The following is a 26199-nucleotide window of genomic DNA, read 5'->3' as shown; positions in this document are numbered from 1 at the left end:
ACGTGTAGGGCGAAAGCAGCTTTGCCGCAAGGGCAGCAGCAGCCACTCCGGCAGGTGATCAGAGGGCGCAGGATTTGGGAGAGCGGGCGATGGACCGGACCGGCATCTTTGCGGGCGACGACCCGTTCGTGATCGCGCGCCGCTGGCTGGCCGAGGCCGAGCCGCTGGAGCCGAACGATCCCAATGCCATCGCGCTGGCCACCGTCGATGCCGATGGCCTGCCCAATGCCCGCATGGTGCTGCTGAAGGAAATCGAATCGCCCGGCAATGGTGACGGGGCGTTCGTCTTTTACACGAACTACGGTTCGGCCAAGGGGCGCGAGATCGCGGCCACCGGCAAGGCCGCCTTCGTGCTGCACTGGAAGTCGCTGCGCCGGCAGATCCGTGTCCGCGGCGTGACGTCGCGCGAAGAGGGTCCGCATGCTGACGCCTACTATGCCAGCCGCAGCCTGAAGTCGCGCCTCGGGGCCTGGGCCAGCAAGCAGTCCGAACCGCTGTCGTCGCGGGAAGCCCTGATGGCAGAGGTGGCAAAAGTCACGCTGCAGCAGGGGCCTGTGCCGAAACGCCCGCCCTTTTGGGGCGGAATCCGCATCCATCCGGTCGAGATCGAGTTCTGGGCCGATGGCGCGTTCCGGTTGCATGACCGCTTCCGCTTTACCCGAGGTTCACCTCAGACGGGCTGGACCTCTGTGCGTCTCAACCCTTAGACAGTATCAACTGTAAACGATTCAGTTCGCATAGTAACGATTCCGCTTGAATCCGCGCCCGCTTGAGCTGCATGTGTAGCGCCGGGCTAATTGCTGGGGAGCTGGCTCTGGGAATGACAGAAGAAGACAAGGCCGTGCAGGTTGTGCAGGGCCGGGTGAAATGGTTTGATCCGGCAAAGGGATTTGGTTTTATCGTCTCTGACAGTACGACCGCCGACATCCTCCTTCATGCCAACGTGCTGCGCAATTTTGGGCAAAGCTCGGTGGCAGACGGGACGGGGATCACGGTCCGGATACAGACCACGCAACGCGGTGTGCAGGCCATTGAGGTCGTAAAGATCGAACCGCCGGAAGGCAGCATCATCCCTCTGGGGGAAGATGCCGGTGTTCATTCGCCGGAAGAACTGCTGGCGTTGCCGCTGGAACCCGCAAGGGTCAAGTGGTTCGACAAGGCCAAGGGTTTCGGGTTCGCCAACGTGTTTGGCCGCCCCGAGGATGTGTTCATCCATGTCGAGGTGCTTCGCGTCTCGGGCTTTGCCGATCTCGCCTCGGGCGAGGCGGTGTCGCTGCGGGTCGTCGAAGGGCGCCGTGGCCGGATGGCCGTTCAGGTTCAAAGCTGGGAATCGGCTCTGCGCAGCCATGCCCATGGCAGCGAAGAAAACGGGGCAGGCGACGACGAATGACGGCGAAGTCCACAAGCGAGCAGCGCCTGCCAGCCCTTCTGGCGGCGGCTGTTCTTGTGGCCATTCTTCCGTTCGACGCCGCGCGCGCCGAAGCGGCCTGTTCCGCATCGCGGATCGACCTGCGCACCCCGGACGGCAAGCAAACCTTCGCGGTTGAAGTCGCCGATGATGCCGCCGAGCGGGCGCAGGGTCTGATGAACCGCAAGACCCTTGCGCCGGATGCCGGTATGCTTTTCGTCTATGACACCGCGCGTCCGGTGCAGTTCTGGATGAAGAACACGCTGATCCCGCTGGACATGATCTTTGCCGATGCGGCGGGGGTGGTGACGCGGGTGCATGAAAACGCGGTCCCGCTGGATCTGACGCCCATCCCGGGCGGCACCGCACGGTTTGTTCTGGAAATTAACGGTGGTCTGGCCCGCCGTCTGGGCATCGCGCCCGGCACAGTTCTGCGCCACCCGGCCATCACCCAGGATGCCGCCTGGCCCTGCAACTGACGGCGCTGCCAGCCTTTTGCCAGCCTGCGCCCCAAACGGCTTTCCCTTCCCGCCAATCCGCGCTATCTGGTCGCGCGTCGGGGCGTAGCGCAGTCTGGTAGCGCGACGGTTTTGGGTACCGTAGGTCGGAAGTTCGAATCTTCTCGCCCCGACCAATCTTGCAAGACAGGTCCAGCCATGTTGCGCCCTGCGGGGCTGCGGCCTCGGACATTCGGCAGGGGTGACAGGCGCGCCCGGGCCTGGCACTGTGCCGCCATGGCGCAAGAGGCATGGTCAGACTCGGAAAACGAAGCCATCGTCGCGGATTACTTCGCGATGCTGGCGGCTGAACTTGCCGATCGGCCCTACAGCAAGGCCGCCCATCGCCGCGCCTTGCAGCCGCTTCTGGCCGGGCGCAGCGAAGCCGCCATCGAATTCAAGCACCAGAACTTCAGCGCCGTACTGATGGGGCTGGGTGCCCCGCGCATTGCCGGCTACCTGCCGGCCCAGAACTTTCAGGCCGCGCTGGCCGGCCCGGTGAACGACTGGCTGGAACGCCACCCGGACTTTGCCGCACCAGCAACCGGCACGGCGGCGGCAGGCGTTTCCGAAGTGGCCCCGCTTCCGTTCGACACGCCGCCAACCCTGCGCAACGAACCCGCCCCGGCCTTTGCCGAAAAGCTGCGCGCCATCGCCCTGCGCTTTGATGTGGCGGCGCGCGATGACCGCAACCGCAGCCTTGGCTGGGCCGGTGAAGAACGGGTGCTGGCGCATGAACGCGAAACGCTGCGCCGGGCGGGCCGGCACGATCTGGCCCGCCGCATCGTCTGGGTCTCGCAGGAGCGTGGCGATGGGGCAGGCTATGACATTGCCAGTTTCACCCCCGAAGGGGCCGAGCGGCTGATCGAGGTGAAAACCACCAACGGCGCCTGGGACCGGACGCCCTTCCACATTGCGGCCAACGAATTGCGCGTGGCCGACGAACGCCGCGCCGACTGGCGGCTGGTGCGGGTGTTCAACTTTGCCCGCAGCCCCCGCGCCTTCGAACTGCGCCCGCCGCTTTCGGCACATGTGGCGCTGACCGCCACCAGTTTCCGCGCCGATTTCGGCTGAACGGCGGGGCAGGGCGCTGCGCAGGCCGCGCCCTGCCGGGGCGGCGGCGTCAGCCCCAGTCCAGCACCACCTTGCCGCTGGTGCCCGACCGCATGGCGGCGAAGCCCTCTTCGAACCTGTCGGCGGGGAAGCGGTGGGTAATGACCTTGCCGATGTTCAGTCCGTTTTCCAGCATGGCAATCATCTTGTACCAGGTTTCAAAGATCTCGCGGCCATAGACGCCCTTGATCGTGATCGCCTTGAACACGATCCGGCTCCAGTCCACCGCCGACCGGCCCGGCGGGATGCCCAGCATCGCGATGCGGCCCCCCATCACCATGGCCTCGACCATCTGGTCGAACGCGGCCGGGCTGCCCGACATCTCCATCCCCACGTCGAAGCCCTGCACCAGCTTCAGCCGGCCCATCACCTCGCGCAGGTCTTCCGTCACCACGTTGACCGGCACGATGTCGGCCACCTCTGCCGCCAGCCGCAGCCGGTCGGGGTTCACGTCGGTAATGACCACATGCCGCGCCCCCACATGCCGCGCCACCGCCCCGGCCATGATGCCGATCGGCCCCGCGCCGGTGATCAGCACGTCCTCACCCACCAGATCGAAGGACAGCGCGGTATGAACCGCATTGCCCAGCGGATCGAGGATCGCCCCGATCTCATCGGGAATCGTGTCCGGCAGCGGCACCACGTTGAAGGCGGGCAGCCGCAGGTATTCGGCAAAGGCCCCGGGTTCGTTCACGCCGATGCCGCGGGTTTCCGGGTCCAGATGGAACCGCCCCGATCGCGACTGCCGGCTGTGGGTGCCGATCAGATGCCCCTCGCCGCTGCACCGCTGGCCGATGGCAAGGTCGGTCACGTTGCGGCCCAGTTCCACGATCTCGCCCGCGAATTCGTGGCCCGTCACCAGCCCGACCGGCACGGTTTTCTGCGCCCAGTCGTCCCAGTTCCAGATGTGAACGTCGGTACCACATATGCCTGTCTTGCGTACCTTTATCAGCACGTCGTCTGCACCTATCGCAGGCACCGGCCGCTCTTCGGCCCAAAGCCCCGGCTCCGCCTTCGCCTTTACCAGACAGCGCATCAGATCACCCCCACGTCACGGCCCGCTTCGGCAAAGGCCGACAGCGCGAAATCCAGATCGTCCCGCGTCAACCGCGCATTCATCTGCGTGCGGATGCGCGCCTGCCCCTTGGGCACCACGGGGAAGAAGAAGCCCGCGACATGCACCCCCCGCTCGGCCAGGGCCGCCGCCATCCGTTGCGCCAGCACCGCATCGCCCAGCATGACCGGCACGATGGGGTGTTCGCCCGGCAGCAGCCGGAACCCGGCGGCCGTCAGGCCGGCCCGCCAATAGGCGGCGTTCTCGAAAAGCCGGGCGCGCAGATCATCGGCCGCCTCGATGATGTCCAGCGCGGCCAGCCCGGCACCCACCACCGCCGGCGGCAGCGCGTTCGAAAAGAGATACGGCCGCCCGCGCTGGCGCAGCAGGTCGATCACCACCTTCGGCCCGGCGACATAGCCGCCCAAAGCTCCGCCAAGCGCCTTGCCCAGCGTGCCGGTCAGGATGTCTACCGCAACCCCGGCGCGCGACGGCGTTCCTGCCCCCTTCGCCCCGACAAAGCCGGTGGCGTGGCAGTCGTCCACCATCACCAGCGTGCCATAGGCATCGGCCAGCCGCCGCACCTCGGCCAGCGGCGCGAAATAGCCGTCCATCGAGAACACGCCGTCGGTCGCCACAAGGATATGCCGCGCCCCTTCGGCCCGCGCCGCCTTGAGCTGCGCCTCAAGGTCGGCCATGTCGCCATTGGCGTAACGATAGCGCCGCGCCTTCGACAGGCGGATGCCGTCGATGATGCTGGCGTGGTTCAGGCTGTCCGAGACCACCGCATCCTCGGGGCCAAGCAGCGGTTCGAACACCGCGCCATTGGCATCGAAACAGGCGGCGAACAGGATCGAATCCTCCATGTCCAGAAAGCCGGCCAGCCGGGTTTCCAGCTTGCGGTGCATTTCCTGTGTGCCGCAGATGAACCGGACCGAGGCCATGCCATAGCCTGCCTCGTCCATCGCCGCCTTGGCCGCCGCCACCAGCCGCGGGTCATCGGCAAGACCCAGATAGTTGTTGGCGCAAAGGTTCAGCATCCGCCGGCCGTCCATGGTGACCCAGGCGCCTTGCGGCCCTTCGATCGCCCGCTCGGACTTCCACAGACCTTCGCCCCGGATGCCGTCAAGCACCCCGGCCAGGTGCCCCAGAAACGCCGCCCCACCCGCATCCGTCATGAAAGATTTCCTCCGTTTTAACGGAATTACCGCATCGCTGCCGGATGTGTCAATATGGCGGATATGTGTCCGCCAAGACGGATTCCGGGGTCTTCCTTCCGCAAGTCACCTTCGGCGCCGGCGGTCCGGCATCCGGCTTCAGCTTCCCTGAACGATCAGAATGGCGCGCGCCGGGGCGGACCCATCGGCGCCGATCTCATGGTCGCGGTCCGCGGCATAGCGGGCCACGTCGCCGGCCCCCAGCCGTTCGTCCTCGTCGCCCGAACGCACCCGAAGCTGACCGTCGATCACCGTCAGATGTTCCCGGCAGCCCGGCGAATGGGGCTCGGACAGCAGCCGCGCGCCGGGGCTGAATTCAAGATCATAGACCTCGTTTTCGCCCACGGCCTCGGGCGGCGACAGGATGCGGATGCGCACGCCGCCCCGGTCGATCACCGGGGCCGCATCGGCGCGGGTGATCTCGATCCCCGGCCGTGGCTTGCCTTCCAGCAACCCGGCGAAATCCACCTGCAAGGCCTGGGTCAGGTTCCACAGAGTGGCCACCGTGGGCGAGGATTCGCCCCGTTCGATCTGGCTGACCATGCTGCGCGACACGCCCGATAGCTTGGCCACTGCATCAAGGCTCAGCCCGCGGGCACGGCGGGCTTCGCGCAGGGAAGAAGCCAGGCGGTCATGAATGTCGGAGCGGTTGGACATGCGCCCAGCAAACCCCGCCCGATGCGCGGCGTCAACGCCTGTCGCAGAACGCCGGGTCAGGTGCCGCAGAAGGTGACATAGGGGCCAAAGCCCGAAGGCGGCGGCAGCATGTACGCCTCGCGCTCGACAAACGGTTCGCGCAGGGCCTGAATCAGGGCGTCGAACGGGGCCATGTCGCCGCCTGTGGCGGCGGTCAGCGCCTCTTCCACGCGATGATTGCGCGGGATCACGGCGGGGTTCACCGTCAGCATCCGGGCGGCGGCGTCGGGGGCAAGCCGGGCCTGCCAGCGCGGCAGCCAACCCTGCATGAGGGTGAAATCGGGGAACAGCGGGCGCAGGGCGGCTGTGTCGCCTGCGGCGGCCCCGGCAAGGCGGCGGAAGGTCAGGGTCCAGTCAGCCCCCTGCATCGCGGCCAGCAGGTCGTCGATCAGGGCGCCGTCCGCCGCATCCTCGCCCGCAAGCCCCAGCTTGGCCCGCATCACGGCCAGCCAGTCGCTGCGGTAAAGCGCGGCAACCCGGTCCAGTCGGTCATTCGCCGCCGCGACCGCCGTGTCGCCGTTCGGGTCTATCAGCGGCAGCAGCGCCTCGGCCAGACGGGCCAGGTTCCACAGCAGGATGCGCGGCTGATTGGCCCAGGAATAGCGCCCCTGCCGGTCGATCGAAGAAAACACCGTGTCGGGGTCGAAGGCATCGAGAAAAGCGCAGGGGCCATAGTCGATGGTTTCCCCCGACAGCGCCATATTGTCGGTGTTCATCACCCCATGCAGGAAGCCAAGGCCCATCCATTGCGCGATCAGCCGGCACTGGCGGGCGGCGGCGGCATCGAACAGCGTCAGCGCGGGCGTTTCCGCTGCCGGGGCATCGGGGTAGTGGCGGGCCAGCGTGTAGGCGGTCAGCGCCTGCAGCTTGTCCGTCTCGCCCCGCGCGGACAGGAACTGGAAGCTGCCCACCCGGATGTGGCTGGCCGCAATCCGGGCCAGCACCGCGCCGGGCTGGCGGCCGCTGTCGCGCCAGATGCCTTCGCCCGTGGTGGCCACGGCCAGCGCGCGGGTGGTGGGCACGCCAAGCGCGGCCATCGCTTCGGACACCAGCGCCTCGCGCAGCATGGGGCCAAGCACGGCCTTGCCGTCGCCGCCGCGCGAGAAGGGCGTTTTCCCCGAGCCTTTCAGTTGCAGGTCATAGCGGCGGCCGTCCGGGGCAAGGTGTTCCCCCAACAGATGCGCCCGCCCGTCGCCCAGAACGGGAGAGAAGCCGCCGAACTGGTGGCCGGCATAGGCCAGCGCGACCGGATCGGCGCCGGGCGGCAGGGCGGCACCCGAGAACCATCCGGCCCCTTGCGCGGCCAGATCATCAGCGTCGAGGCCCAGATCGGCCGCAAGCGGGCGATTCAAGAAGACCAGCTCCGGGGCAGGGGCCGCATCAGGGGCAAGCCGCAGGAAGGTGCCCGGCAGATCGCGGGCCCAGGTATTGTCAAAACGGAAGGTCATGGCCGGGCCCCCTTTGCCCTGCGCAGCATATGGGGCCGCCAGACAACGGGGCAAGTGGTCCACGAAGGCCCCCGGTGGCAAAGGGCATCAAGGCCGATGCCGCATCTCTTGCCGGGCAGGGCAGGGGCGTTCTGTTTGCGCAAGCGGCATCCGCCTGCGGGAACAAGGCGCGACGGTGGAATTTCATCCGCCATTTGCCTGTTTTTTGGGCGTATCGGCGGATAGCTGCCGGCGCACCTGCGCTAACCCGCCAAAATCACGATCTTTTCAGTCGTGCCCGGATTGAAGCCAAAGCTGCATAGAGGTATCCGGGCGGCTTGGAATGATGCTGCGCCTGCAGAATCGCTGGCAAGGCAGACGAATGCAACAGATGCCTGACAGAGCCGGGTTCTTCCACCGGCCGGGCGAGACAGGAATGACGGGTGGCTGAAGTGTATGCAGGCCCCGCAACCACGATGACCCCGGCCCCGCGGCCGCGTGATCTGCGGCTGGATTTCTTCCGCGGCGTTGCGATGATTGTCATCCTTGTCGCCCATATCACCGACAACCCCTGGGCGCTGTTCATGCCCGGCCGCTTCGGGTTTTCGGATTCGGCCGAGATCTTCGTGTTCTGCTCGGGCATGGCTTCGGCGCTGGCTTTCGGCACGCTGTTCGCCCGCGCGGGCTGGCTGCTGGGCACGGCGCGCATCGCGCACCGGATCTGGCAGGTCTACTGGGTGCATATCGGTATCTTCCTGCTGACGCTGGCGCTGATGGTGGCGATCAATGCCACCGGGCTGTTCCCGCGCGACGTGGTGTCGGGGCTGAACCTCAAGCCGTTCCTGAATGAAACCGGGCCGAACCTGCTGGGCCTGCTGACGCTGACCTATGTGCCGAACTATTTCGACATCCTGCCGATGTATATCGTGCTGCTGGCGATGCTGCCGCTGTTCCTGCTGCTGGCGCGGGTTGACCGTAGGCTTGCGATGGCGGTCAGCGTGGCCCTGTGGGTGGTGGCGCAGTTCGGCCTGCTGAACCTGCCGGCCGAGCTGTGGTTCGAGCGTGGATCGACCCGGGCCTGGTTCTTCAACCCCTTTGCCTGGCAACTGGTGTTCATGACCGGCTATGCGCTGATGGCGGGCTGGCTTCCGGTGCCGCCGGTGCGGCGCGGGCTGGTGGTGCTGGCCTTGGCGATTGTTCTGGTGACGGTGCCTTTCGCTTGGCATGTGACGCTGGGCGCCTTCGAGGGGCTGCGCTCGCTGCGGGGCGACTGGTGGTTCCTGTTCGAAAAGACCACGCAGGGCGCGCTGCGCTATGTGCACTTCCTGGCGCTGGCCTATCTGGCCTGGGTTGCCGTTGGCCCCAAGGGTGCCTGGTTGACCCAGGGCACGCGCCGGGTGCCGGTGGTGCAGGCGGTGTCGCTGGTCGGCCGGCAGTCGCTGGCGGTCTTCGCGGTGTCGATGGTGATCGCCCGCGGTCTTGGCGCGCTGCTGGACCTGTTCGGACGCGATTTCGCGGCAACGGCGGCGGTCAACCTGCTGGGGCTGGGGCTGCTTTATGCGACCGCCGTCGTGGTCACATGGTTCAAGTCCAGCCCGTGGAAGGCGCCGGTGCGGCCGGCCGGTGTGGCCTCGGTGCCGCGCGCCGGTCGTGCGATGCCCGAAGGCCCTGTCTCGGCAATGCCTGTTTCCGGGCCGGAGGTGCGGGGATGAGCGGTTCCGTGATGTCACGCCGGGCGCTTCTGGGCACCCTGTCGGCCCTTGGGCTGATGCCGCAACTGGTGCGGGCCGAGGGGGAAGCCGCGACCGCCGCCTCCGAAGGCGCCACGGTGATCGAACCCAAGACCTTCGGGGTGAAACTGGGCGACCCGCTGCCCTTCAGCCGTGCAACGCTTGAGGCCGAGGCCAAGGCGCTGGCCGCGGCGGATTATGTGCCGCCGCCGGAAGTGTCGTCCGAATGGCGCGACCTGACCTATGACCAGTTCCGCGAGATCTGGTTCGATACCCGCAACGGCCTGTTCCGCGACAGCGACAGCGCCGTCCGGGCCGACCTGTTCATCGCCGGCCTCTATCAGACCCATGAGGTCGAGGTGAATGCGGTCAAGGACGGGATGGCCCGGCGCGTGGCCTTCGATCTGGGGCTGTACGACACCACCGACCGTTTCCCGCAGCTTGACCCGGCCGGAACCGGCTTTTCCGGTATCCGCCTTTTGGGCGAACTGGTCGAACCGACGGTGTTCCAGGAATATGCGGTGTTCCAGGGCGCGACCTATTTCCGTGCCATCGGCAAGGACCAGATCTATGGTCTGTCGGCGCGTGGGCTGGCCATCGGCACCACCGGGGCGAACGGCCCCGAGGAATTCCCGCTGTTCCGCGCCTATTGGGTGGAAGCGGCGGCCGCCGGCTCTGCCGAGGCGGTGGTTCATGCCCTGATGGACGGCCCTTCGGCCACAGGGGCCTATACCTTCCGCATCCGCAAGGGCTTGCCCACGGTGATCGAGGTCGAGGCGACGGTGTACCCGCGCGTCGAGCTGACGGATTTCGGCATCGCGCCGGAAACCTCGATGTTCCTGTTCAACAATCTGAACCGAATCAAGTTCGACGATTTCCGCGAAGGCGTGCATGACAGCGACGGGTTGCAGATCGCCAATGGCGCGGGCGAAATCCTGTGGCGGCCGCTGCGCAACCCCGAGCGGGTGGAGATGAGCGGCTTTGGCGACACCGGCCTGCGCGGCTTTGGCCTGATGCAGCGCGCGCGCGATCCCGAGTCCTATCTGGATTTCGAAGCCAAGTATGAACGCCGCCCCAGCCTGTGGGTGGAACCCCTGGGCGACTGGGGCAAGGGCCGGGTCATGCTGATGGAAATTCCGGCTGACAAGGAAATCTACGACAACATCGTGGCCTACTGGCAGCCGGATGCGCCGATGGCGGCGGGCAGCGAACAGAAATTCAGCTATCGTCTATACTGGGGCGAAGATGCCCCGGTGGACGGTCTGGTGGCGCGGGTGCAGGGCAGCCGCACCGGCGAGCGGGTCTTTGAAGAAGGCCGCATCTTCACGATTGACTACGCGCCCCATCCGGCGCTGGGCGAGGACATCTCTGCGTTGGAGGCGCGGGTGTCCACATCGTCCGGTGAGGTGAAGGGCGTGCAAGTGAAACCCAACCCCGCGACGGGAGGCGTCCGGGTTGCGGCAACTTTTCTGATGCCCGAGGGCATTCCGGCCGAATTGCGCGTCGAGTTGTGGCGTGATGCGGTCCGGGTCGGGGAAGTTTGGCTTTACAGGTGGTTTGGCGCATGACGCAGCTTCTTCGTCCGTTGACGGGCTTCCAGCCCGTTGGCTTGCCGGCAAGCCTTCTTATGCCGGATCAGAACCTGAAACTGCCGTTCCATGACCCGGCAGCGCCCGCAACCGGCCCGCGCCGGACGCACGCGCGGCGGGTGCGGCTGGCAGTTCTGGGGCTGCCGCCGCTGGTGGCGCTGGCCTTCGGGCTGGCCACGGCGCAGGTGCTGACGGTGGATGGCCGGCTTGGCCCGGCCGAAACCGCCCTGGCGGTGCTGTCGGGCTTTGCCATCTACTGGCTGGCGCTGTCCACCGTCACCTCGGCGATCGGGTTCTTCCGCCGTCCGCGCCCGCAGGCCCATGCCGCGGCGCCGGGGCTGCGGATTGCCATCCTGCTGCCGATGTATGGCGAAGACCCGCAGGAAACCATCGGTCGCGCCGCCGACCTGCTGGCGGCCCTGAAGGGGCCGGGACACGCCCACCGATTTTCGCTGCATGTCCTGTCTGACACCCGCGATCCGCGCGCGGTGCTGACGGAAACCGCGACCGTTGCCGCCATCAGCGAGGCGCGGCCCAATCTGGTGATCCGCTATCGCCACCGGCTGAAGAACCGTGATTACAAGCAAGGCAATATCCGCGACTGGATTACCCGTCAGGGTTCGGCCTATGACGCGGCGCTGATCCTGGACGCCGACAGCCGCATGGGCCGCCGCACCGTTCTGACGCTGGCCGATGCGCTGGTGGCCGATCCGGGCTGCGCGCTGGTGCAATCCTTGCCGCTGGTCGATGCCGGCGAGACGGTCTGGCAGCGTCTGCAAAGTTTTGCCAACCGGGTGTATGGCGGGCCGCTGGGCCGTGGCTATGCAAGCTGGACCGGGTCGGACGGCAACTTCATGGGCCACAATGCCATGGTGCGGGTCAAGGCCTTCGCCACCTGCGCCGGCCTGCCGCAACTGTCGGGCCCGCGCCCGCTGGGCGGCGTGATCCTGAGCCACGATTTCGTGGAAGCCGCGCTGTTGCGCCGTGCCGGATGGGGCGTGCGTATCCTGCCCGAAGCGGCAGACAGCCATGAAGAGGCGCCGTCGTCGCTGGTGGGCCATATCAAGCGCGACGCCCGCTGGTGCCAGGGCAACCTGCAGCACGTCCGCCTGCTGTTTGGTGCGGCGGGGCTGAACCCGATTTCCCGGTTCCACCTGTTCTCGGGCGCCATGGCCTATCTTGGCGCCGTGGTCTGGGCGGCGATCCTGATCCTCTGGGCCTCGGCCGGGTCGGAAGAAGTGTATTTCCTGACGCCGGGCACCGGCAACGGTGCGGGCTGGCTGATGGTCACCGTGCTGGCGCTGCTGTTCGCGCCCAAGCTGATGGGGATTGCCGACCATATCCTGCGTGTCGGCCTGCCGCGCGGGCGCCGTCTGGCCTTTGCCGGTGCGGTGCTGACCGAGACGCTGGTTTCGGCGCTGGTGGCGCCGGTGATGATGGTGCAGCACCTCAAGATCATCCTGCGCGCGCTGACCGGGGTGGATACCGGCTGGCCGCAGCATGGGCACGGCCCGATTCCGTGGCGCGACCTGATCCGGTTCCATGCGGTGGAAACGGGTCTTGGGCTGATCCTGCTGGCGGCGATCATTGCCGGGGGGCTCAGCCTCTGGGCGCTGCCGGTGGCGGTTGGGCTTGTGCTGTCGGTGCCGGTGTCCAAGCTGGCGGCATCGGACGGGCACTGGATTCCCGTCGCCTCGACCGGCCGGCTGCGCTGAGGGCGCTGACGCGCGGGCAACCGGGCACTTACACGACATGGCAAACCCCGGCCCGCAAGGCGCCGGGGTTTTCGTTTGTGCGGCCGGAACGGCGGCCCATAAGGCGGGCCTGTGAACCGTCAGTCTGCCCGCCAGAGCCTTGCGCTGGGGTTGTTGATTATTTTTATCGGAAATTGATCTGAATCAACTCAACCACCCGTCCGGTTGCCCTAAGACCGGCAGGCGTTCCACTTACCCAGCCTTTGCCAGGTCGCGGACCCTTTCTTCAAACCGGCAAGGGAAGTTCTGCATGACGTTCTTGGCACACCTTCCCGGTGGGCGGAAGGAAGGGGCCGCGACCGGCGCCTTTTCGGCAGCATGGGGCGGGCAATGACGCAGGCCTTGCGCAAGTTGCCCGGCGCCGTGATCGGCGATCACGCCACCCCGACCGTCGAGTCCTTCTTCGCGGCGATTGGCGGTGATCCCCTGACCTCGGCCTTTCCGCCCAAGCGCGGGGCGCATCCGGCGGCGGCCATGACGGCGGTGCCCGATGCTGATGTACCGGACCTGTGGCGCCAGATCCATTCCCGCCCGCGAGAGGCGCGGGCGGTCGGCTATGTGCATATCCCGTTCTGCGAAAACCACTGCCTGTTCTGCGGCTTCTACCAGAACGCCTGGCGGCCGACCGAAGGCCCAGCCTATGTCGATGCGGTGATCGCGCAGATGGCCGCCTTTGCCGAAACCCCCGCCCGGGACGGGCCGCCCCTGCAGGCGGTCTATCTGGGGGGCGGCACGCCAACCGCCCTGGCCGCGCGCGATCTGGCCCGGCTGGTCGAGGCGATCCGCCGCCACCTGCCGCTGGCCCCCGATTGCGAGATCACGCTGGAAGGGCGGGCCCATTCCTTCGGTCTGGACAAGGCGCGGGCGGCTTTCGGGGCCGGGGTGAACCGCGTGTCGCTGGGGGTGCAAAGTTTTTCCGAGGCAATCCGCCGCCCGCTGGGCCGCAAGGCGACGCGCGCCGAGTTGATTGCCACGCTGGAGGGGCTGGTGGCGCTGGACAGCGCCGCCATCGTGGTTGACCTGATCTATGGCCTGCCCCGGCAGACGCCGGCGGATGTGGCGGCCGATGTCGCACTTTGCGCGCAGATCGGGCTGCACGGGCTGGATCTGTATTCGCTGAACCTGATCCCGGGCACACCGCTGCTGACGGCGATGGAGAAGGGCAAGATGACGCCCGCCGGGCCATCCGATCTGGGCCGGTTCTTCGCGGCCGGAGAAGAGGCCGCCGAGGCAGAGGGCTGGACGCCGATCTCGACCAGTCACTGGCAGGGCGGCTTGCGTGAACGCAATGTCTACAATCTGGCGGTAAAGACCGGGGCGGAATGTCTGGCCTTCGGTGCGGGGGGCGGCGGGTCTCTTCGGGGCCTCAGCTACCGCAACACGCCGGTCCTGACCGAATTCGCCACCGTCCGCGGGGCAGGGCTGGTGCGCGGCCTGATGCGGCACGCGCGGTCGGCGCCGGTGGTCAATGCGGTCAAGGCTGGGATGGAGCGCGGACGGCTGGACCTGCGCCCGGTCGAGGTGGCGCTGCGGCGGCTTTGCGGGGGGCCATCCCGCACGATTGAGGCCCATCTGGCCCCGCTTCTGGCGCAATGGGCCGAAGCCGGGCTGTTGCGGCCCGAGCATGGCGCCTGGCGGCTGACGCGGGCCGGGCGGTTCTGGCAGGTGCCGATGACCGCGCGCCTGACCGGCTGGCTGGGCCAGCACCCCGATCTGAAGGAGACCTGAAAATGACACTGATCGACACCCGTCCCACCCTGGCGGAGGCCCTTGCCGCCCAGCCGATGGCCGCGCTGGAAGATATTGCCCGCAGTGCCGGGGTCACCCCGCTGGAGGTGCTGAACGCCCTGCCGCCGGGCGAGGTGACGCTGCTGCCGGGCCGCCATATGGTGGCCGCGCTGGATGACATCGCCGCCTGGGGAGAAGTGACCTTCATCGTCAACACAGGGCCGGTGATCCTTGAGGTCAAGGCGCCCCTGGGCGGCGGCACGGTTGCGCAGGGCATGTACAACTTCAGGGGCAAGCCCACGGGCGGCCATCTGCACCTTGCGGCGGCGGCCCATGTGGCCTTTGTCAGGCGCCGGCTGTTCGGGTCGGAAACGCGGTCGGTGCAGGTCTATGGCCAGGATGGGGCCTGCCTGTTCAAGGTCTATCTGGGCCGCGATGCGCAGCGCCAGTTGATACCGGCCCAGATTGCCGCCTTCGATGCGCTGGAGGCACGGCTGCTGGCCGGGGGCTGACGGGTCAGCCGGCTTCGGGGAACTGCCAGTCTTCGGCGGCGGCGGCGATCTGCGCCGCCAAGTCCCGCAACCGGCCGGCCCCGGCGGCAAGGGTTTCCAGCGTGCTGCGTGCGGTGGTCGAGGTGACGGACAGCGCCCCGATCACCCGCCCCCCGCGCGTCAGGATCGGCACAGCGCAGCAGATGATGCCGGGCTCATGCTCTTCGCGGTCGAAGGCATGGCCGCGGGCCCGGACTTCCGCCAGTTCGGCGGTCAGCTTTTCGGCGCTGTCCAGCGTGGCCGGCGTGAAGCGGTGGAAACTTTGCCGCGCCAGCACGCCGGGCAGGGCGGCGGGCGGCAGGAAGGCCAGCATCGCCTTGCCAACGCCGGTGCAATAGGCCGGGCCAACCTTGCCGGCCGAGGAATACATCTCGACCGGGCGCGCGGCGTTGCGCTTGTCCACATACAGAACCTGCCCCTGATCAAGCTGCGCCAGATGGATCGTCTCGCCGGTTTCCATGGCCAGCGTGTCCAGCCAGGGCCGTGCAATCGGCGCAAGGGATGCGGTTGCCCAGGCCGCATGGGCCAGCCGCAGCAGGCGCAGGCCGGGGCGGTAGCTGCCGGTGGCCTCGTCCTGCGTCAGCAGCCCCTGATGCACCAGCGTCTGCAGCAGGCGGTAAAGCGTGGCCTTGGGATAGGCGCTTTCGGCCAGCAGGTCCGAAAACCGTACCGGGCGGCCATGTGCGGCAACCCTGTCCAGCACCTCAAGCGCCTTGCCGACCGTTCCATCCGCCGCTGTGCCGGTTGCCATCGCCTGTTCCCCCTGGCCCGTTGACAGGGCCAAGTCTGTGCGGCATGGTTTCAATATTCAAGAACTAGTTTCAAATAATGGAACTTCGCACCGGGGCCGGATGCGCCCCAGACCCGATGCCGCCTGCTGACATGGGAGAGCCAGCGATGACCCCGATCTACCCCGACCTGAGCGGCGCTTCGGTCTTTGTCACCGGCGGCGGGTCCGGCATCGGCGCGGCGCTGACCGAGGGCTTCCTGCGGCAGGGCGCCCGGGTGGCCTTCTGCCAGCGTCGCGATGGCGCGGCGTTTTGTGACCGGATGGCGCAGGAAACCGGCAACCGCCCCCTGTTCCTGCCCTGCGACATCACCGATCTGGCGGCCTTGCGCGGGGCACTGGATCAGGCCGCCGCCGCGCATGGGCCGATCACCGTGCTGGTGAACAATGCCGCCAATGACCAGCGCCACAAGACGCTTGAGACCGACGAGGCGTTCTTCGACTGGTCCATTGCCATCAACCTGAAGGCCTATTTCTTTGCCGCGCAGGCGGTGATTCCCGGTATGCAGGCAGCCGGGGGCGGGGCGATCATCAACTTCTCCTCGATCAGCTACATGATGGGGAACGCGGGCTATCCGGTCTATACGGCGGCGAATTCCGCCATCAACGGCCTGAGCCGCAGCCTTGCCCGCGAATTCGGCCCCGACCGGATTCGCGTCAATGCGCTGGCCCCCGGCTGGGTGCTGACGCAGAAGCAGAAGGATCTTTGGGTCACGCCCGAAGGGCTGGCGGCGCATCTGGCGCGGCAATGCCTGCCCTATGCGCTGGAGCCCGAGGATATGGTGGGCGGCTGCCTGTTCCTTGCGTCTTCCGCCTCGAAGGCGATGACGGGGCAGGCGCTGGTGATCGACGGCGGTGTGGTGGTGACCGGATGAAAGCAGACTGGATAGCGGTTGACTGGGGCACCACGCGGCTGCGCGCCTGGGCCATGGGGCCGGAAGGCGTGCGCGCCGAAGCCGCCTCGCACGAAGGCATGGGGCGGCTGGACCGGGCCGGGTTCGAACCGGCCTTGCTGCGGCTGATCGGGGGCTGGCTGGGGGCCGGTGTTACGCCGGTGCTGGCCTGTGGCATGGTGGGCAGCCGCCAGGGCTGGCACGAGGCGCCCTATCGGCAGGTGCCCTGTGCGCCCGTGGCGGCAGGGGCGCTGGCGGCGGTGCCGGTGCAGGACCGGCGGATCGCCGTGCAGATCGTGCCGGGGCTGGCGCAGGCCGTGCCTGCCGATGTGATGCGCGGCGAGGAAACCCAGATCGCCGGGGCGCTGGCGCTGCATCCGGGGTTCGACGGCGCGGTCTGCCTGCCGGGCACCCATTCCAAATGGGCGCAGGTCAGCGCGGGCGAGGTGGTCAGTTTCCAGACCTTCCTGACGGGCGAGCTGTTCGCGTTGCTCAGCGAACAGTCGGTGCTGCGCCACGGTCTGGCCGAAGGGTGGGACGACGGCGCCTTTGACGCGGGCCTTGCCGAAGGCGCCAGTCGGCCCGAGCGTCTGATGGCGCTGCTGTTCCGGCTGCGGGCCGAAGGGTTGCTGGATGGGCTGTCCGGTGCGGCGGCGCGGTCCAGGCTGTCCGGGCTGCTGATCGGTGCCGAACTGGCGGCGGCGCGGCCCTGGTGGCTGGGCCTGCCGATCCTGCTGATCGGGGCTGACCGGCTGTGCGGGCTTTACGCGCGCGGACTGTCGGCGCAGGGCGCTACGACGCGGGTGCTGCCGGCCACCGATTGCACCCTTGCCGGGCTGGCGCTGGCCTCCGGCGCGTTGAAAGGAACTGCCGCATGACCCGCCCGATCATCGCAATCCTGCGTGGCCTGCCGCCCGAAGATGCCCTGCCGGTGGCCGGCGCGCTGATCAAGGCCGGGATCTGCACGATCGAGGTGCCGCTGAATTCGCCGCAGCCGCTATTGTCCATCGCCGCCATGGCGCGGGCCTTTGGCGAGGTTGCGCTGATCGGCGCGGGCACGGTGCTGACGCCCGCACAGGTGGCCGAGGTGGCGGCGGCAGGCGGGCGGATCATCGTCTCGCCCAATACCGATGCGGCGGTGATCGCGGAAACCCGCCGTCTGGGCCTGCAAAGCTGGCCCGGCGTGATGACCCCGACCGAGGCTTTTGCGGCGCTGGCCGCCGGCGCGACCGGGCTGAAGCTGTTTCCCGGCAACCTGATCGGCCCCGAGGGGCTGAAGGCGTTGCGCGCCGTTCTGCCGCCGGCCGCCCCTCTTTACGCCGTGGGCGGGGCAGGGGCCGGAAATCTGGGCCTGTGGCTTCAGGCCGGGGCCGACGGCTTCGGCATCGGCACCGCGCTTTACGCCCCCGGACTGTCTGCCGCCGAAGTGGGCCAGCGCGCCCGCGCCCTGGTCGCCGCCTATGACGAGGCTCTGCGATGATCTTCGATTCCCGCCCCTGCGAACTGGGCGAAGGCCCGCTCTGGCACCCCTTGCGCGACCAGTTGTTCTGGTTTGACATTCTGGGCCGCCGCCTGCTGACGCGGGATGCCGATGGCCCGCGCGACTGGGTCTTTCCCGACATGGTGTCCGCCGCGGGCTGGCTGGACCGGGACAGCCTGCTGATCGCCAGCGAACGGGCGCTCTTCCGCTTTGACCTTGTCAGTGGCGAAAGCCAGCCTGTGGCGGATCTGGACGCGGGCAATGCGAAGACCCGCTCGAACGATGGCCGGGCCGATCCGCAGGGTGGCTTCTGGATCGGCACCATGGGCAAACGGGCGGAAGCCGGGGCAGGGGCGATCTGGCGCTGGTTTCGTGGCGAACTGCGCTGCCTGTTCCCGCGGATCACCATCCCGAACGCGATCTGCTTTGCCCCCGACGGCCGCAGCGCCCGCTTTGCCGATACCGTGACCGGACAGGTCATGCGCGTGGCGCTGGATGCCGAGGGCTGGCCCTCGGGCCGGCCAGAGGTGTTTCTGGATCTGACCGCCGAGGGGCTGAACCCCGATGGCGCGGTGATCGACGCCGCCGGGGTAATGTGGCTGGCCGAATGGGGCGCGGCCCGCGTCTCGGCCTATGCGCCCGACGGCAGCCGCCTGCGCAGCATCGTCTTTGACGCGCCGCACACCAGTTGCCCGGCCTTCGGCGGCGACACGCTCTATTGCACCACCGCCCTGCAGGACATGGACGCCCCCGCCCGCGCCACTTATCCGGCGGCAGGGCAGACCTTCATGGCGAAGGGCATCGCCAGGGGGCAGACCGAACATCGGGTGATCCTGCCGCCCGCGCGCTGAAGAGCGGCAGGCAATTCATCGGGTGTGCGGAAGCGGAAAGTGCCCGTGCAGTGCCCTTCGGGGCGAACGGCAGAGAGGGCGGGCTTTCTCTGCCGCTTGTCATTCTTTGTCATGACACTGGAAGGCGCCCTGCGGGTTCATCCGCTTGTGACCGTCTGCCGGGAAGGCTGTTGCTCAAGCGCAAAATATCGTCTATCGTCGATTTACGATAATAAGGACGAACCATGCCGTATAGTGACAATGAAATCGCAGAACTGGCGAAGGCGCTGGCGCATCCGGCGCGTCTGCGCATCCTTCGCCTGCTGCTGTCGACACCCGGCTGCATGGGGGGGGACATCGTGGATGCCGTCGGTCTGGCGCAGTCCACCGTGTCGGAACACCTGCGTATCCTCAAAGCCGCGGGGATCATCACCGGCGAGATCGACGGACCCCGCGTCTGTTACGCGCTGAACCCGTCCTCGTTGATTCCTCTGACAACATTCGTTGCCACCCTGAAATCCCCCCCCGGCGATGCCTGCTGTGTGCCTGGGCAAAAGGAAACCACATGAGCCTGTTCGAACGCTGGCTGACCCTCTGGGTCGCGCTCTGCATCCTTGCGGGGCTGTTGCTCGGCAATCTGATGCCCGGCCTTTTCGTGTCCCTGGCCAGCCTTGAGTACGCCTCGGTCAATCTGGTCGTTGCCGTGCTGATCTGGGCGATGGTCTATCCGATGATGATCGCCATCGACTTCGGCTCGCTCAAGGATGTCGGGCGGCGGCCGAAGGGGTTGGTGATCACGCTGGTCATCAACTGGCTGATCAAGCCCTTCACCATGGCGGCCTTGGCCGTGCTGTTCTTCAACCATATCTTCGCCGGCCTGATCGACCCGGTGAAGGCCCCGGAATATATTGCGGGCCTGATCCTGCTGGGCGCGGCGCCCTGCACGGCCATGGTCTTTGTCTGGTCACAACTGACGAAGGGCGATCCGAACTACACGCTGGTGCAGGTCTCGGTGAATGATCTGGTCATGGTCGTGGCCTTCGCGCCGATCGTTGCCTTCCTGCTGGGTGTCACCGACATCACCGTGCCCTGGGAAACGCTGATCCTGTCGGTTGTCCTTTACATCGTCATTCCGCTGATCGCCGGAGCGCTGACACGCCGGGCCCTGATGGCGCGCGGCGGCGCGGCGGCGGTGTCGGATTTCACGGCGCGGATCAAGCCCGGCTCTGTTCTTGGCCTCTTGCTGACGGTGGTGCTGCTTTTCGGCTTTCAGGGGCCGATCATCCTTGCGCAGCCGCTTCTGATCGCGCTGCTCGCCGTGCCGATCATCCTGCAGTCCTATGGCATCTTCGCGCTTGGCTATGCCTGGGCCTTTGCCTGGAAACTGCCGCACAAGGTGGCGGGCCCTTGCGCGCTGATCGGGACTTCGAACTTCTTCGAACTCGCGGTGGCCGTGGCCATCGGCCTTTTCGGCCTCAACTCCGGTGCTGCACTTGCCACCGTTGTCGGTGTGCTGGTCGAGGTGCCGGTCATGTTGTCGCTGGTCGCTTTCGTCAACCGCACACGGAACAGGTTTCCAGCATGAGCTTTCCCGTTGTCATCCACCACAACCCCGATTGCGGCACATCGCGCAATGTCCTCGGGATTCTTCAGGCCGCCGGATATACGCCGGTCGTCATCGACTACCTGAAAGAGGGCTGGACCCGGCCGCAGCTTCTGGCGCTGTTTGCCGCCGCCAATGTCACACCGCGCGAGGGATTGCGCATCTCACGCACCCCGGCCGAGGAGATGGGCCTGACTGCGGCAGGCGTAACCGACGACCAGATTCTGACCGCCATGGTGGCGCACCCAATCCTGGTGAACCGCCCCATCGTCTGCACGCCAAAGGGCGTGCGGTTGTGCCGCCCCTCGGAGGTGGTTCTGGACCTGCTGGACCGAACTCCGCCCGGTCCACTGGCAAAAGAGGACGGACAACTGATCATCGACGCCGAGGGCAGGCGCCTATTCTGACACAGCGGGGGATGGACGGCGCCCTGTCGTCTCATCGCGCGTATCCCACAAGGAACAGGACCGGGCCCAATCGAAACAACACGAAGGAAGGCAGCGACCGACAATCCGCGCAAAAGGTCAAAGGCTTGCCCGCAAGCAAGCTGTTATTCGACCGTCAACGATGGGAAGGAATGGCGGAGAGGGTGGGATTCGAACCCACGGTGGGCGCAAACCCACAACGGTTTTCGAGACCGCCCCGATCGACCACTCCGGCACCTCTCCGCGCTTTCTGGGGGTCGTCGTGGCGGGGATTTAGCGGCCCTTGGGGGCAAGCGCAACCCCGTTTCGCATCAGGATTTGCTGCGGTGCGTTTCCGGCCCCACGCAGCCGTGACGGGGGCGGGGCTTGGCGGCGGGCGCGCGGCATCCTAGGCTGCGGCGAAGGCTGGTGTTCCGGCCTGCCGGCGCGGGTGCGCGGCCGGCCCCGGTGGAGACCCGCGATGTGCCGATCTGTTGCCCTTCTCGCCCTTCTGGCCCTGACCGCGCCGCTGCCCCTGGCGGCCGAAGGTATTGCGCCAGGCGCCGCCTTGCCCGCCCCAACGGCCGAATCCGGGAAGGCGGATTCCTCCGATGCGGCGGCCCTGGCTACAGTCTTGCAGCTTGATCCGACCTTTGCCCTTCTGGCCGAAGAGGCGCGGCCGCAGGCCGATGCCCTGGAAGAACAGTTCTTTCCCGGGCGCGGCGGGGCGGCCTGGGCGGCCGAGGTGGCAGCCCTTTACGATCCGGCGGTGCTGCGACCGCGCTTCGACGCGGCCTTTGCCCAAGCCCTGGCCGGGCAGGGGGATGTGATTCCTGCCGCGCTGGCCTTCTACGGTTCGGATCTTGGCCAGCGCATCCTGACGCAGGAAATCGCGGCGCGGCGCGCCATGCTGGATGTGGCGGCAGACGAGGCGGCTGAAGTCGCGGCACAGGACATGCGCGACGCGCGCAGCCCGCGCCTGCGGCTGATCCGCGACCTGATCACCGCGGGCGATCTGCTGGAAAGCGGCGTTGCGGGTTCGCTGAGCGCCGAACTGGCGTTTTCCGACGGGATGGCCGCCGGCAGCCCAGCCGGGGTGCCGCCGCCGCGGGACGAACGGATGCGGCAGGTCTGGGCGGAAGAGCCGTCGATACGTGGCGAGGTGGGGGCCTGGCTGGTGCGGTTCCTGGTGCTGGCCTATACGCCCCTCAGCGATGAGGAACTGAAACGCTACCTGACCTTCAGCGAAACCCCGGAAGGGCGCGCGGTGACGGCCGCGATCAACGCCGCCATGACCGAAACCATGACCCCGGTGTCCGAGGCGATGGGGCGGCTGACGGCGCGGTTCGCAATCAGCCAGCAGATCTGACCCTGCGGAGGGGGCGCGGCAGGGCGGCGCGCCCGTGCAATGCCTGCTTGACTTCGCCGCCCCCCGACCCGATAAGCGCGCATCTTGCCCGGGGTGCGAATCCCGGGCGGATTTTGTTTTGACACTCGCCCCGGACCGGGGCGCGCTGTCCGAAGGCGGGGCTGGGCTGCAAAGGCAGGCCCCCGGAACGCCGGAAACGGGGCCGAAGGACGCGGACGAAGGAAAGGATACGACCCATGTTTGCGGTCCTCAAGACCGGCGGCAAGCAATACAAGGTGCAGGCGGGTGACGTTCTGCGCGTTGAAAAGCTTGACGCTGCCGCTGGTGACAAGATCCAGTTCAACGATATTCTGATGGTGGGCTCCACCGTCGGCGTGCCCTTCGTGGCCGGCGCTGCGGTTCAGGCCGAAGTGATCGACCAGATCAAGGGCGAGAAGACCATCCACTACGTCAAGCGCCGCCGGAAGCATTCGTCGCAGCGCACCAAGGGTCACCGCCAGCACCTGACGCTGGTCCGCGTGACCGACGTGCTGGAAGCCGGCGCCGACAAGTCGGGCGTCAAGGTTGCGACCGGCACCGCCGACGCGCGCCGCACCGCGCACGAAGCCCCCGGTGCCGCCAAGGCCGCCGCGAAACCGGCCAAGGTCGCCAAGGCCCCGAAGGCCGAGGCTGCTGTCGAGGCCGTGGCCGTCGAGGCACCCGCCGAGAAACCGAAGCGCGCCCGCAAGGCCGCGGAAGCGAAGGAGTAATCTCCCATGGCACACAAGAAAGCAGGCGGTTCATCCCGCAATGGTCGTGACAGCGCCGGTCGTCGCCTGGGCGTCAAGCTCTATGGCGGTCAGGCTGCCATTCCGGGCAACATCATCGTGCGTCAGCGTGGCACCACCTTCTTCCCGGGGCAAGGCGTGGGCATGGGCACCGACCATACCATCTTTGCCGTCGTCGAGGGCAAGGTGACCTTCAAGAAGGGCCTCAAGGGCCGTACCTTCATTTCGGTTCTCCCGGTTGCGGAGGCTGCCGAGTAAGCCGAACCTTTACATTCGGAATGTATCGGGGGGATCGGCTGCAAGGCCGGTCCCCCCGGTCATTCTGCCCGAACGCTCTGGCACAGCGGGGACAGGAACCCCAAATGTGCTGCCAAGGAGGGACGTCATGGTTGTTGATACGGTTTCGGGTTCCGAAGGGCAGATCGCCGCGGGTCGTTTCATCCTGCGCCCGATGCGGACATCGGATGCGGGGCTGATTGCCCATCATGCCGCTGACCGCCGCGTTGCCGAGGCGACGCAGAACATTCCGCATCCCTTTCCCCCCGGCGCGGCCGAGGCTTTTGTCGCCCGTGCGATCACCCATGAACGCCCCGGGTCCGTCTGGGTGATGGACGGATCGAAAACCGGGCTGAGCGAGCTTCTGGGGGTGATCAGCCTCAAGCCGATGGAGCCTGCCCGTGGCAAGGCCGGGCAAAGCGAGGTGGCCTATTGGGTGGCGCCGGCCTTCTGGAACACCGGCATCGCATCCGAGGCGGTGCGCGCGCTGGTCGCCGCCAACCCGCTGGCCGACTGCACCTATTTCGCCGAGGTGTTTCAGGACAACCCCGGCAGCGCCCGGGTGCTGACCAACGCAGGCTTCCAGTATCTTGGCGATGCCGAGGCGTTCTCGGTGGCCCGCAATGCCCTGGTGCCAACCTGGACCTATGTCCGCAAACTGGACTAAGGCCGCGCGCGGGGCCGGGCGGGCCCGATTTCCATGGCGAAATCGGCCCCATTCCCGACCCGCACGCCCCTTGTGCGAAATGCGGCACCGCTTGAGACTTTGCCCCTGTTCCTGTATCGCCGCAGCGATCACACCCGAAAGCCCTGACCGATGAAATTCCTCGACCTTGCCAAAGTCTATATCCGCTCGGGCGGGGGCGGGGCCGGTTGCGCCAGCTTCCGGCGCGAGAAGTTCATCGAATTCGGCGGACCGGATGGCGGCGATGGAGGCCATGGCGGTTCGGTCTGGGCCGAGGCGGTCGAGGGGTTGAACACCCTGATCGACTATCGCTACCAGCAGCATTTCTTTGCCAAGAACGGCCAGCCCGGCATGGGCAGCCAGAAGACCGGCCGCAGCGGTGAAGACATCGTTCTGAAGGTGCCGCTGGGAACCGAGATTCTGGACGAGGATGAGGAAACCGTTCTGGCCGATCTGACCGTCGTGGGCCAGCGCATCCGCCTGGCCGAAGGCGGCAACGGCGGCTGGGGCAACCTGCGCTTCAAGACCAGCACCAACCGCGCCCCCGCCCGCGCCAACCCCGGCCAGCCCGGGGTCGAGCGCACGATCTGGCTGCGGCTGAAGCTGATTGCCGACGCCGGGCTGGTTGGCCTGCCGAACGCCGGCAAGTCCACCTTTCTGGCCGCCGTATCGAACGCCCGGCCCAAGATCGCGGATTATCCCTTTACCACGCTGGTGCCGAACCTGGGCGTCGTGGGCGTGGACGGACATGAATTCGTCATGGCCGACATCCCCGGCCTGATCGAAGGCGCTTCGGAAGGGCGGGGGCTGGGCACCCAGTTCCTGGCCCATGTCGAGCGCTGCAAGGTGCTGCTGCATCTGGTGGACGGCACGTCCTCGACCATCACCAAGGATTACCGCACCATCGTCACCGAGCTTGAGGCCTATTCCGATGTTCTGGGCGACAAGCCGCGGATTCTGGCGCTGAACAAGACCGATGCGATGGATGCGCGCCAGATCAGCGACCGCCGCCGCGCGCTGGAAAAGGCCAGCGGCGGCCCGGTGCATGTGATCTCGGGCGCGGCGGGCAAGGGCGTGCAGGATGTGCTGCGCGCCATCTATGCCCAGATCAAGCGCGAAGATCCCAAACCTTCCGAGGTGCGGCCGTGGCAGCCCTGACGGAAACCGGCATGGTCGCCGCCCCTGCGCCCGATGTGCGGGCGGCGCGGCGGCTGGTGGTCAAGATCGGTTCGGCCCTGCTGGTGGACCGCAAGAGCGGGCTGAAACAGGGCTGGCTTTCGGCGCTGGCGATGGACGTGGCCGAGGCCAAGGTGCGCGGCACCGATGTTGTGCTGGTCTCATCGGGGTCCATTGCGCTGGGGCGCAAGGTGCTGGGCCTGCCCGAAGGCGTGCTGACGCTGGAGCAAAGCCAGGCCGCGGCGGCCGTGGGCCAGATCCGCCTGGCCCGCGCCTATGAAGAGGTGCTGGCCCCGCATGGCATTACCACCGCGCAGGTGCTGGTGACGCTGGAAGACACCGAGGACCGCCGCCGCTATCTGAACAGCCGCGCCACCATGGAAACGCTGCTGGGCCTGGGTGTCGTGCCGATCGTGAACGAAAACGACACGGTGGCCACCGATGAAATCCGCTTTGGCGACAACGACCGTCTGGCCGCCCAGATCGCGGTGACGGTGGGCGCCGATCAGTTGATCCTGCTCAGCGATGTGGACGGGTTCTACACCGCCAATCCCAAGGAAGACCCGACTGCGATCCGCTTCGATCTGGTTGACACCATCACCCCCGAGATCGAGGCGATGGCGGGCGACCCAATTTCCGGCCTGTCCAAGGGCGGCATGAAAACCAAGCTGCTGGCCGCCAAGACGGCGGTTGCAGGGGGCTGCGCCATGGCGGTCATGGAAGGCTCGACCCTGCGGCCGCTGACCGCGCTGGCGCAGGGCGCCAATCGCACCTGGTTCGTTGCCGGCGCCGATCCGCAGCTTGCCCGCAAACGCTGGATCAACGCGATGAAGCCCAAGGGCGAATTGCTGCTGGACGCCGGCGCTGTAACGGCCCTGCGCGCCGGAAAAAGCCTGTTGCCCGCCGGGGTGACGCGCGTCACCGGAACCTTCGGCCGGGGGGAACCCGTGGCGATCCTGTCACCGGAAGGGGCGGTGCTGGGCAAGGGGCTGGTGCGCTATACCAGCGCCGAGGCGAAACAGATCGCCGGTCACCGCTCGGGCGAGATCGAGGCGATCCTGGGCTATCAGGGCCGTGCGGCGCTGGTGCATCGGGACGACATGGTGGTGTGACGGGCAATTTCCTGCGACGGAAATTGCAGGAATCTTCAAGGATTTTGAGGCCA

The 26199-nt window shown here is 67.3% G+C and carries 26 protein-coding genes, 2 tRNA genes and 1 pseudogene; 23 read left to right on the top strand and 6 right to left on the bottom strand.

Annotated features, from left to right (window positions below; all coding sequences use genetic code 11):
- The first annotated feature begins 89 nt into the window (after positions 1 to 89).
- From pdxH to B6K69_RS04655, 5 genes are all read left to right on the top strand, one after another.
- On the top strand, positions 90 to 707 hold the full coding sequence (gene pdxH, locus B6K69_RS04675; protein ID WP_108642962.1) for a pyridoxamine 5'-phosphate oxidase: 618 nt from the start codon (positions 90 to 92) through the stop codon (positions 705 to 707).
- Positions 708 to 820: 113 nt separating this feature from the next.
- Positions 821 to 1390: a cold-shock protein gene (locus B6K69_RS04670; protein WP_108642961.1), complete on the top strand. Its 570-nt coding sequence runs from the start codon at positions 821 to 823 to the stop codon at positions 1388 to 1390.
- Positions 1387 to 1887, top strand: coding sequence for a DUF192 domain-containing protein (locus B6K69_RS04665; RefSeq protein ID WP_108642960.1), 501 nt, complete (start codon positions 1387 to 1389; stop codon positions 1885 to 1887). The genes B6K69_RS04670 and B6K69_RS04665 overlap by 4 nt, the downstream gene beginning before the upstream one ends.
- A 78-nt stretch (positions 1888 to 1965) precedes the next feature.
- Positions 1966 to 2042 (top strand) — tRNA-Pro (locus B6K69_RS04660).
- 100 nt (positions 2043 to 2142) lie between these two features.
- Positions 2143 to 2979, top strand: a complete 837-nt coding sequence (locus B6K69_RS04655) for a protein NO VEIN domain-containing protein (RefSeq protein WP_164681882.1) — start codon at positions 2143 to 2145, stop codon at positions 2977 to 2979.
- 49 nt (positions 2980 to 3028) lie between these two features.
- Here B6K69_RS04655 and tdh read toward each other — a convergent pair whose 3' ends face one another.
- From tdh to B6K69_RS04635, 4 genes are all read right to left on the bottom strand, one after another.
- Complete coding sequence (gene tdh, locus B6K69_RS04650; RefSeq protein WP_108642958.1) at positions 3029 to 4054, bottom strand: L-threonine 3-dehydrogenase; 1026 nt, start codon at positions 4052 to 4054, stop codon at positions 3029 to 3031.
- Positions 4054 to 5250 (bottom strand): glycine C-acetyltransferase, encoded by a 1197-nt coding sequence (locus B6K69_RS04645; protein ID WP_108642957.1) that lies wholly within the window; start codon positions 5248 to 5250, stop codon positions 4054 to 4056. The genes tdh and B6K69_RS04645 overlap by 1 nt, the downstream gene beginning before the upstream one ends.
- A 138-nt stretch (positions 5251 to 5388) precedes the next feature.
- A complete protein-coding gene (locus tag B6K69_RS04640; RefSeq protein ID WP_108642956.1) occupies positions 5389 to 5946 on the bottom strand; it encodes a helix-turn-helix domain-containing protein in 558 nt (185 codons plus the stop codon).
- Between the two features lie 56 nt (positions 5947 to 6002).
- Positions 6003 to 7433 (bottom strand): protein adenylyltransferase SelO, encoded by a 1431-nt coding sequence (locus tag B6K69_RS04635; protein WP_108642955.1) that lies wholly within the window; start codon positions 7431 to 7433, stop codon positions 6003 to 6005.
- Between the two features lie 422 nt (positions 7434 to 7855).
- On the opposite strand from B6K69_RS04635, the gene B6K69_RS04630 reads away from it, so the two are divergent.
- The 5 genes from B6K69_RS04630 to hutX all read left to right on the top strand — a co-directional run bounded on the left by B6K69_RS04630 (position 7856) and on the right by hutX (position 14725).
- Positions 7856 to 9124, top strand: coding sequence for an OpgC family protein (locus tag B6K69_RS04630; protein WP_228156805.1), 1269 nt, complete (start codon positions 7856 to 7858; stop codon positions 9122 to 9124).
- A complete protein-coding gene (locus tag B6K69_RS04625) occupies positions 9121 to 10710 on the top strand; it encodes an OpgD/OpgG family glucan biosynthesis protein (RefSeq protein ID WP_164681881.1) in 1590 nt (529 codons plus the stop codon). The genes B6K69_RS04630 and B6K69_RS04625 overlap by 4 nt, the downstream gene beginning before the upstream one ends.
- Positions 10707 to 12446, top strand: a complete 1740-nt coding sequence (gene mdoH, locus B6K69_RS04620) for a glucans biosynthesis glucosyltransferase MdoH (protein ID WP_108642952.1) — start codon at positions 10707 to 10709, stop codon at positions 12444 to 12446. Before B6K69_RS04625 ends, mdoH begins: the two co-directional genes overlap by 4 nt.
- Positions 12447 to 12815: 369 nt before the next feature.
- Positions 12816 to 14213: a heme anaerobic degradation radical SAM methyltransferase ChuW/HutW gene (gene hutW / locus B6K69_RS04615; protein WP_206340541.1), complete on the top strand. Its 1398-nt coding sequence runs from the start codon at positions 12816 to 12818 to the stop codon at positions 14211 to 14213.
- A gap of 2 nt (positions 14214 to 14215) precedes the next feature.
- Positions 14216 to 14725, top strand: coding sequence for a heme utilization cystosolic carrier protein HutX (gene hutX / locus B6K69_RS04610; RefSeq protein ID WP_108642950.1), 510 nt, complete (start codon positions 14216 to 14218; stop codon positions 14723 to 14725).
- 4 nt (positions 14726 to 14729) lie between these two features.
- Here the strand turns inward: hutX and B6K69_RS04605 are convergent, their stop codons facing one another.
- A complete protein-coding gene (locus B6K69_RS04605) occupies positions 14730 to 15515 on the bottom strand; it encodes an IclR family transcriptional regulator (RefSeq protein WP_108644773.1) in 786 nt (261 codons plus the stop codon).
- 146 nt (positions 15516 to 15661) lie between these two features.
- Here B6K69_RS04605 and B6K69_RS04600 point away from each other — a divergent pair, with 146 nt between their 5' ends.
- The 7 genes from B6K69_RS04600 (at position 15662) to B6K69_RS04570 (ending at position 20764) form a co-directional block, all read left to right on the top strand.
- The gene (locus B6K69_RS04600) at positions 15662 to 16426 is read left to right on the top strand and encodes an SDR family NAD(P)-dependent oxidoreductase (RefSeq protein ID WP_108642949.1); all 765 of its coding nucleotides are present in this window, start codon (positions 15662 to 15664) and stop codon (positions 16424 to 16426) included.
- Positions 16423 to 17322, top strand: coding sequence for a 2-dehydro-3-deoxygalactonokinase (locus B6K69_RS04595; protein WP_108642948.1), 900 nt, complete (start codon positions 16423 to 16425; stop codon positions 17320 to 17322). The genes B6K69_RS04600 and B6K69_RS04595 overlap by 4 nt, the downstream gene beginning before the upstream one ends.
- Positions 17319 to 17924 (top strand): 2-dehydro-3-deoxy-6-phosphogalactonate aldolase, encoded by a 606-nt coding sequence (locus B6K69_RS04590; RefSeq protein ID WP_108642947.1) that lies wholly within the window; start codon positions 17319 to 17321, stop codon positions 17922 to 17924. Before B6K69_RS04595 ends, B6K69_RS04590 begins: the two co-directional genes overlap by 4 nt.
- Positions 17921 to 18775, top strand: coding sequence for an SMP-30/gluconolactonase/LRE family protein (locus tag B6K69_RS04585; RefSeq protein WP_108642946.1), 855 nt, complete (start codon positions 17921 to 17923; stop codon positions 18773 to 18775). Before B6K69_RS04590 ends, B6K69_RS04585 begins: the two co-directional genes overlap by 4 nt.
- A 224-nt stretch (positions 18776 to 18999) precedes the next feature.
- Complete coding sequence (locus tag B6K69_RS04580) at positions 19000 to 19323, top strand: ArsR/SmtB family transcription factor (RefSeq protein WP_108642945.1); 324 nt, start codon at positions 19000 to 19002, stop codon at positions 19321 to 19323.
- Positions 19320 to 20339, top strand: coding sequence for an ACR3 family arsenite efflux transporter (gene arsB / locus B6K69_RS04575; RefSeq protein WP_108642944.1), 1020 nt, complete (start codon positions 19320 to 19322; stop codon positions 20337 to 20339). The genes B6K69_RS04580 and arsB overlap by 4 nt, the downstream gene beginning before the upstream one ends.
- Positions 20336 to 20764 carry an arsenate reductase family protein gene (locus tag B6K69_RS04570; protein WP_108642943.1) on the top strand — a complete coding sequence of 143 codons (429 nt, stop codon included), beginning with the start codon at positions 20336 to 20338 and terminating at the stop codon, positions 20762 to 20764. The genes arsB and B6K69_RS04570 overlap by 4 nt, the downstream gene beginning before the upstream one ends.
- Before the next feature lie 171 nt (positions 20765 to 20935).
- Here B6K69_RS04570 and B6K69_RS04565 read toward each other — a convergent pair.
- Positions 20936 to 21025 (bottom strand) — tRNA-Ser (locus tag B6K69_RS04565).
- A 217-nt stretch (positions 21026 to 21242) separates the two neighbouring features.
- Between B6K69_RS04565 and B6K69_RS04560 the strand changes: the two genes are divergently transcribed.
- The 6 genes and pseudogenes from B6K69_RS04560 to proB all read left to right on the top strand — a co-directional run bounded on the left by B6K69_RS04560 (position 21243) and on the right by proB (position 26146).
- Positions 21243 to 22130, top strand: coding sequence for a DUF2059 domain-containing protein (locus B6K69_RS04560; RefSeq protein WP_108642942.1), 888 nt, complete (start codon positions 21243 to 21245; stop codon positions 22128 to 22130).
- A gap of 236 nt (positions 22131 to 22366) precedes the next feature.
- Positions 22367 to 22738, top strand: a pseudogene (rplU, locus tag B6K69_RS04555) (50S ribosomal protein L21); the annotation flags it as partial.
- A gap of 147 nt (positions 22739 to 22885) precedes the next feature.
- Positions 22886 to 23155, top strand: a complete 270-nt coding sequence (gene rpmA / locus B6K69_RS04550; protein WP_107674271.1) for a 50S ribosomal protein L27 — start codon at positions 22886 to 22888, stop codon at positions 23153 to 23155.
- Positions 23156 to 23282: 127 nt separating this feature from the next.
- A complete protein-coding gene (locus tag B6K69_RS04545) occupies positions 23283 to 23840 on the top strand; it encodes a GNAT family N-acetyltransferase (RefSeq protein ID WP_107674270.1) in 558 nt (185 codons plus the stop codon).
- Positions 23841 to 23990: 150 nt separating this feature from the next.
- Positions 23991 to 25016: a GTPase ObgE gene (obgE, locus tag B6K69_RS04540; protein ID WP_107674269.1), complete on the top strand. Its 1026-nt coding sequence runs from the start codon at positions 23991 to 23993 to the stop codon at positions 25014 to 25016.
- 11 nt (positions 25017 to 25027) lie between these two features.
- Positions 25028 to 26146 carry a glutamate 5-kinase gene (gene proB / locus B6K69_RS04535; RefSeq protein ID WP_108644772.1) on the top strand — a complete coding sequence of 373 codons (1119 nt, stop codon included), beginning with the start codon at positions 25028 to 25030 and terminating at the stop codon, positions 26144 to 26146.
- Positions 26147 to 26199: the final 53 nt, after the last annotated feature.

This window comes from Pseudogemmobacter blasticus (assembly GCF_003071405.1).
Classification (GTDB): Bacteria; Pseudomonadota; Alphaproteobacteria; order Rhodobacterales; family Rhodobacteraceae; genus Pseudogemmobacter; species Pseudogemmobacter blasticus.
The sequence above is the reverse complement of the archived record's forward strand: the minus strand, read 5'-3'. Positions and strand labels throughout refer to the sequence as shown.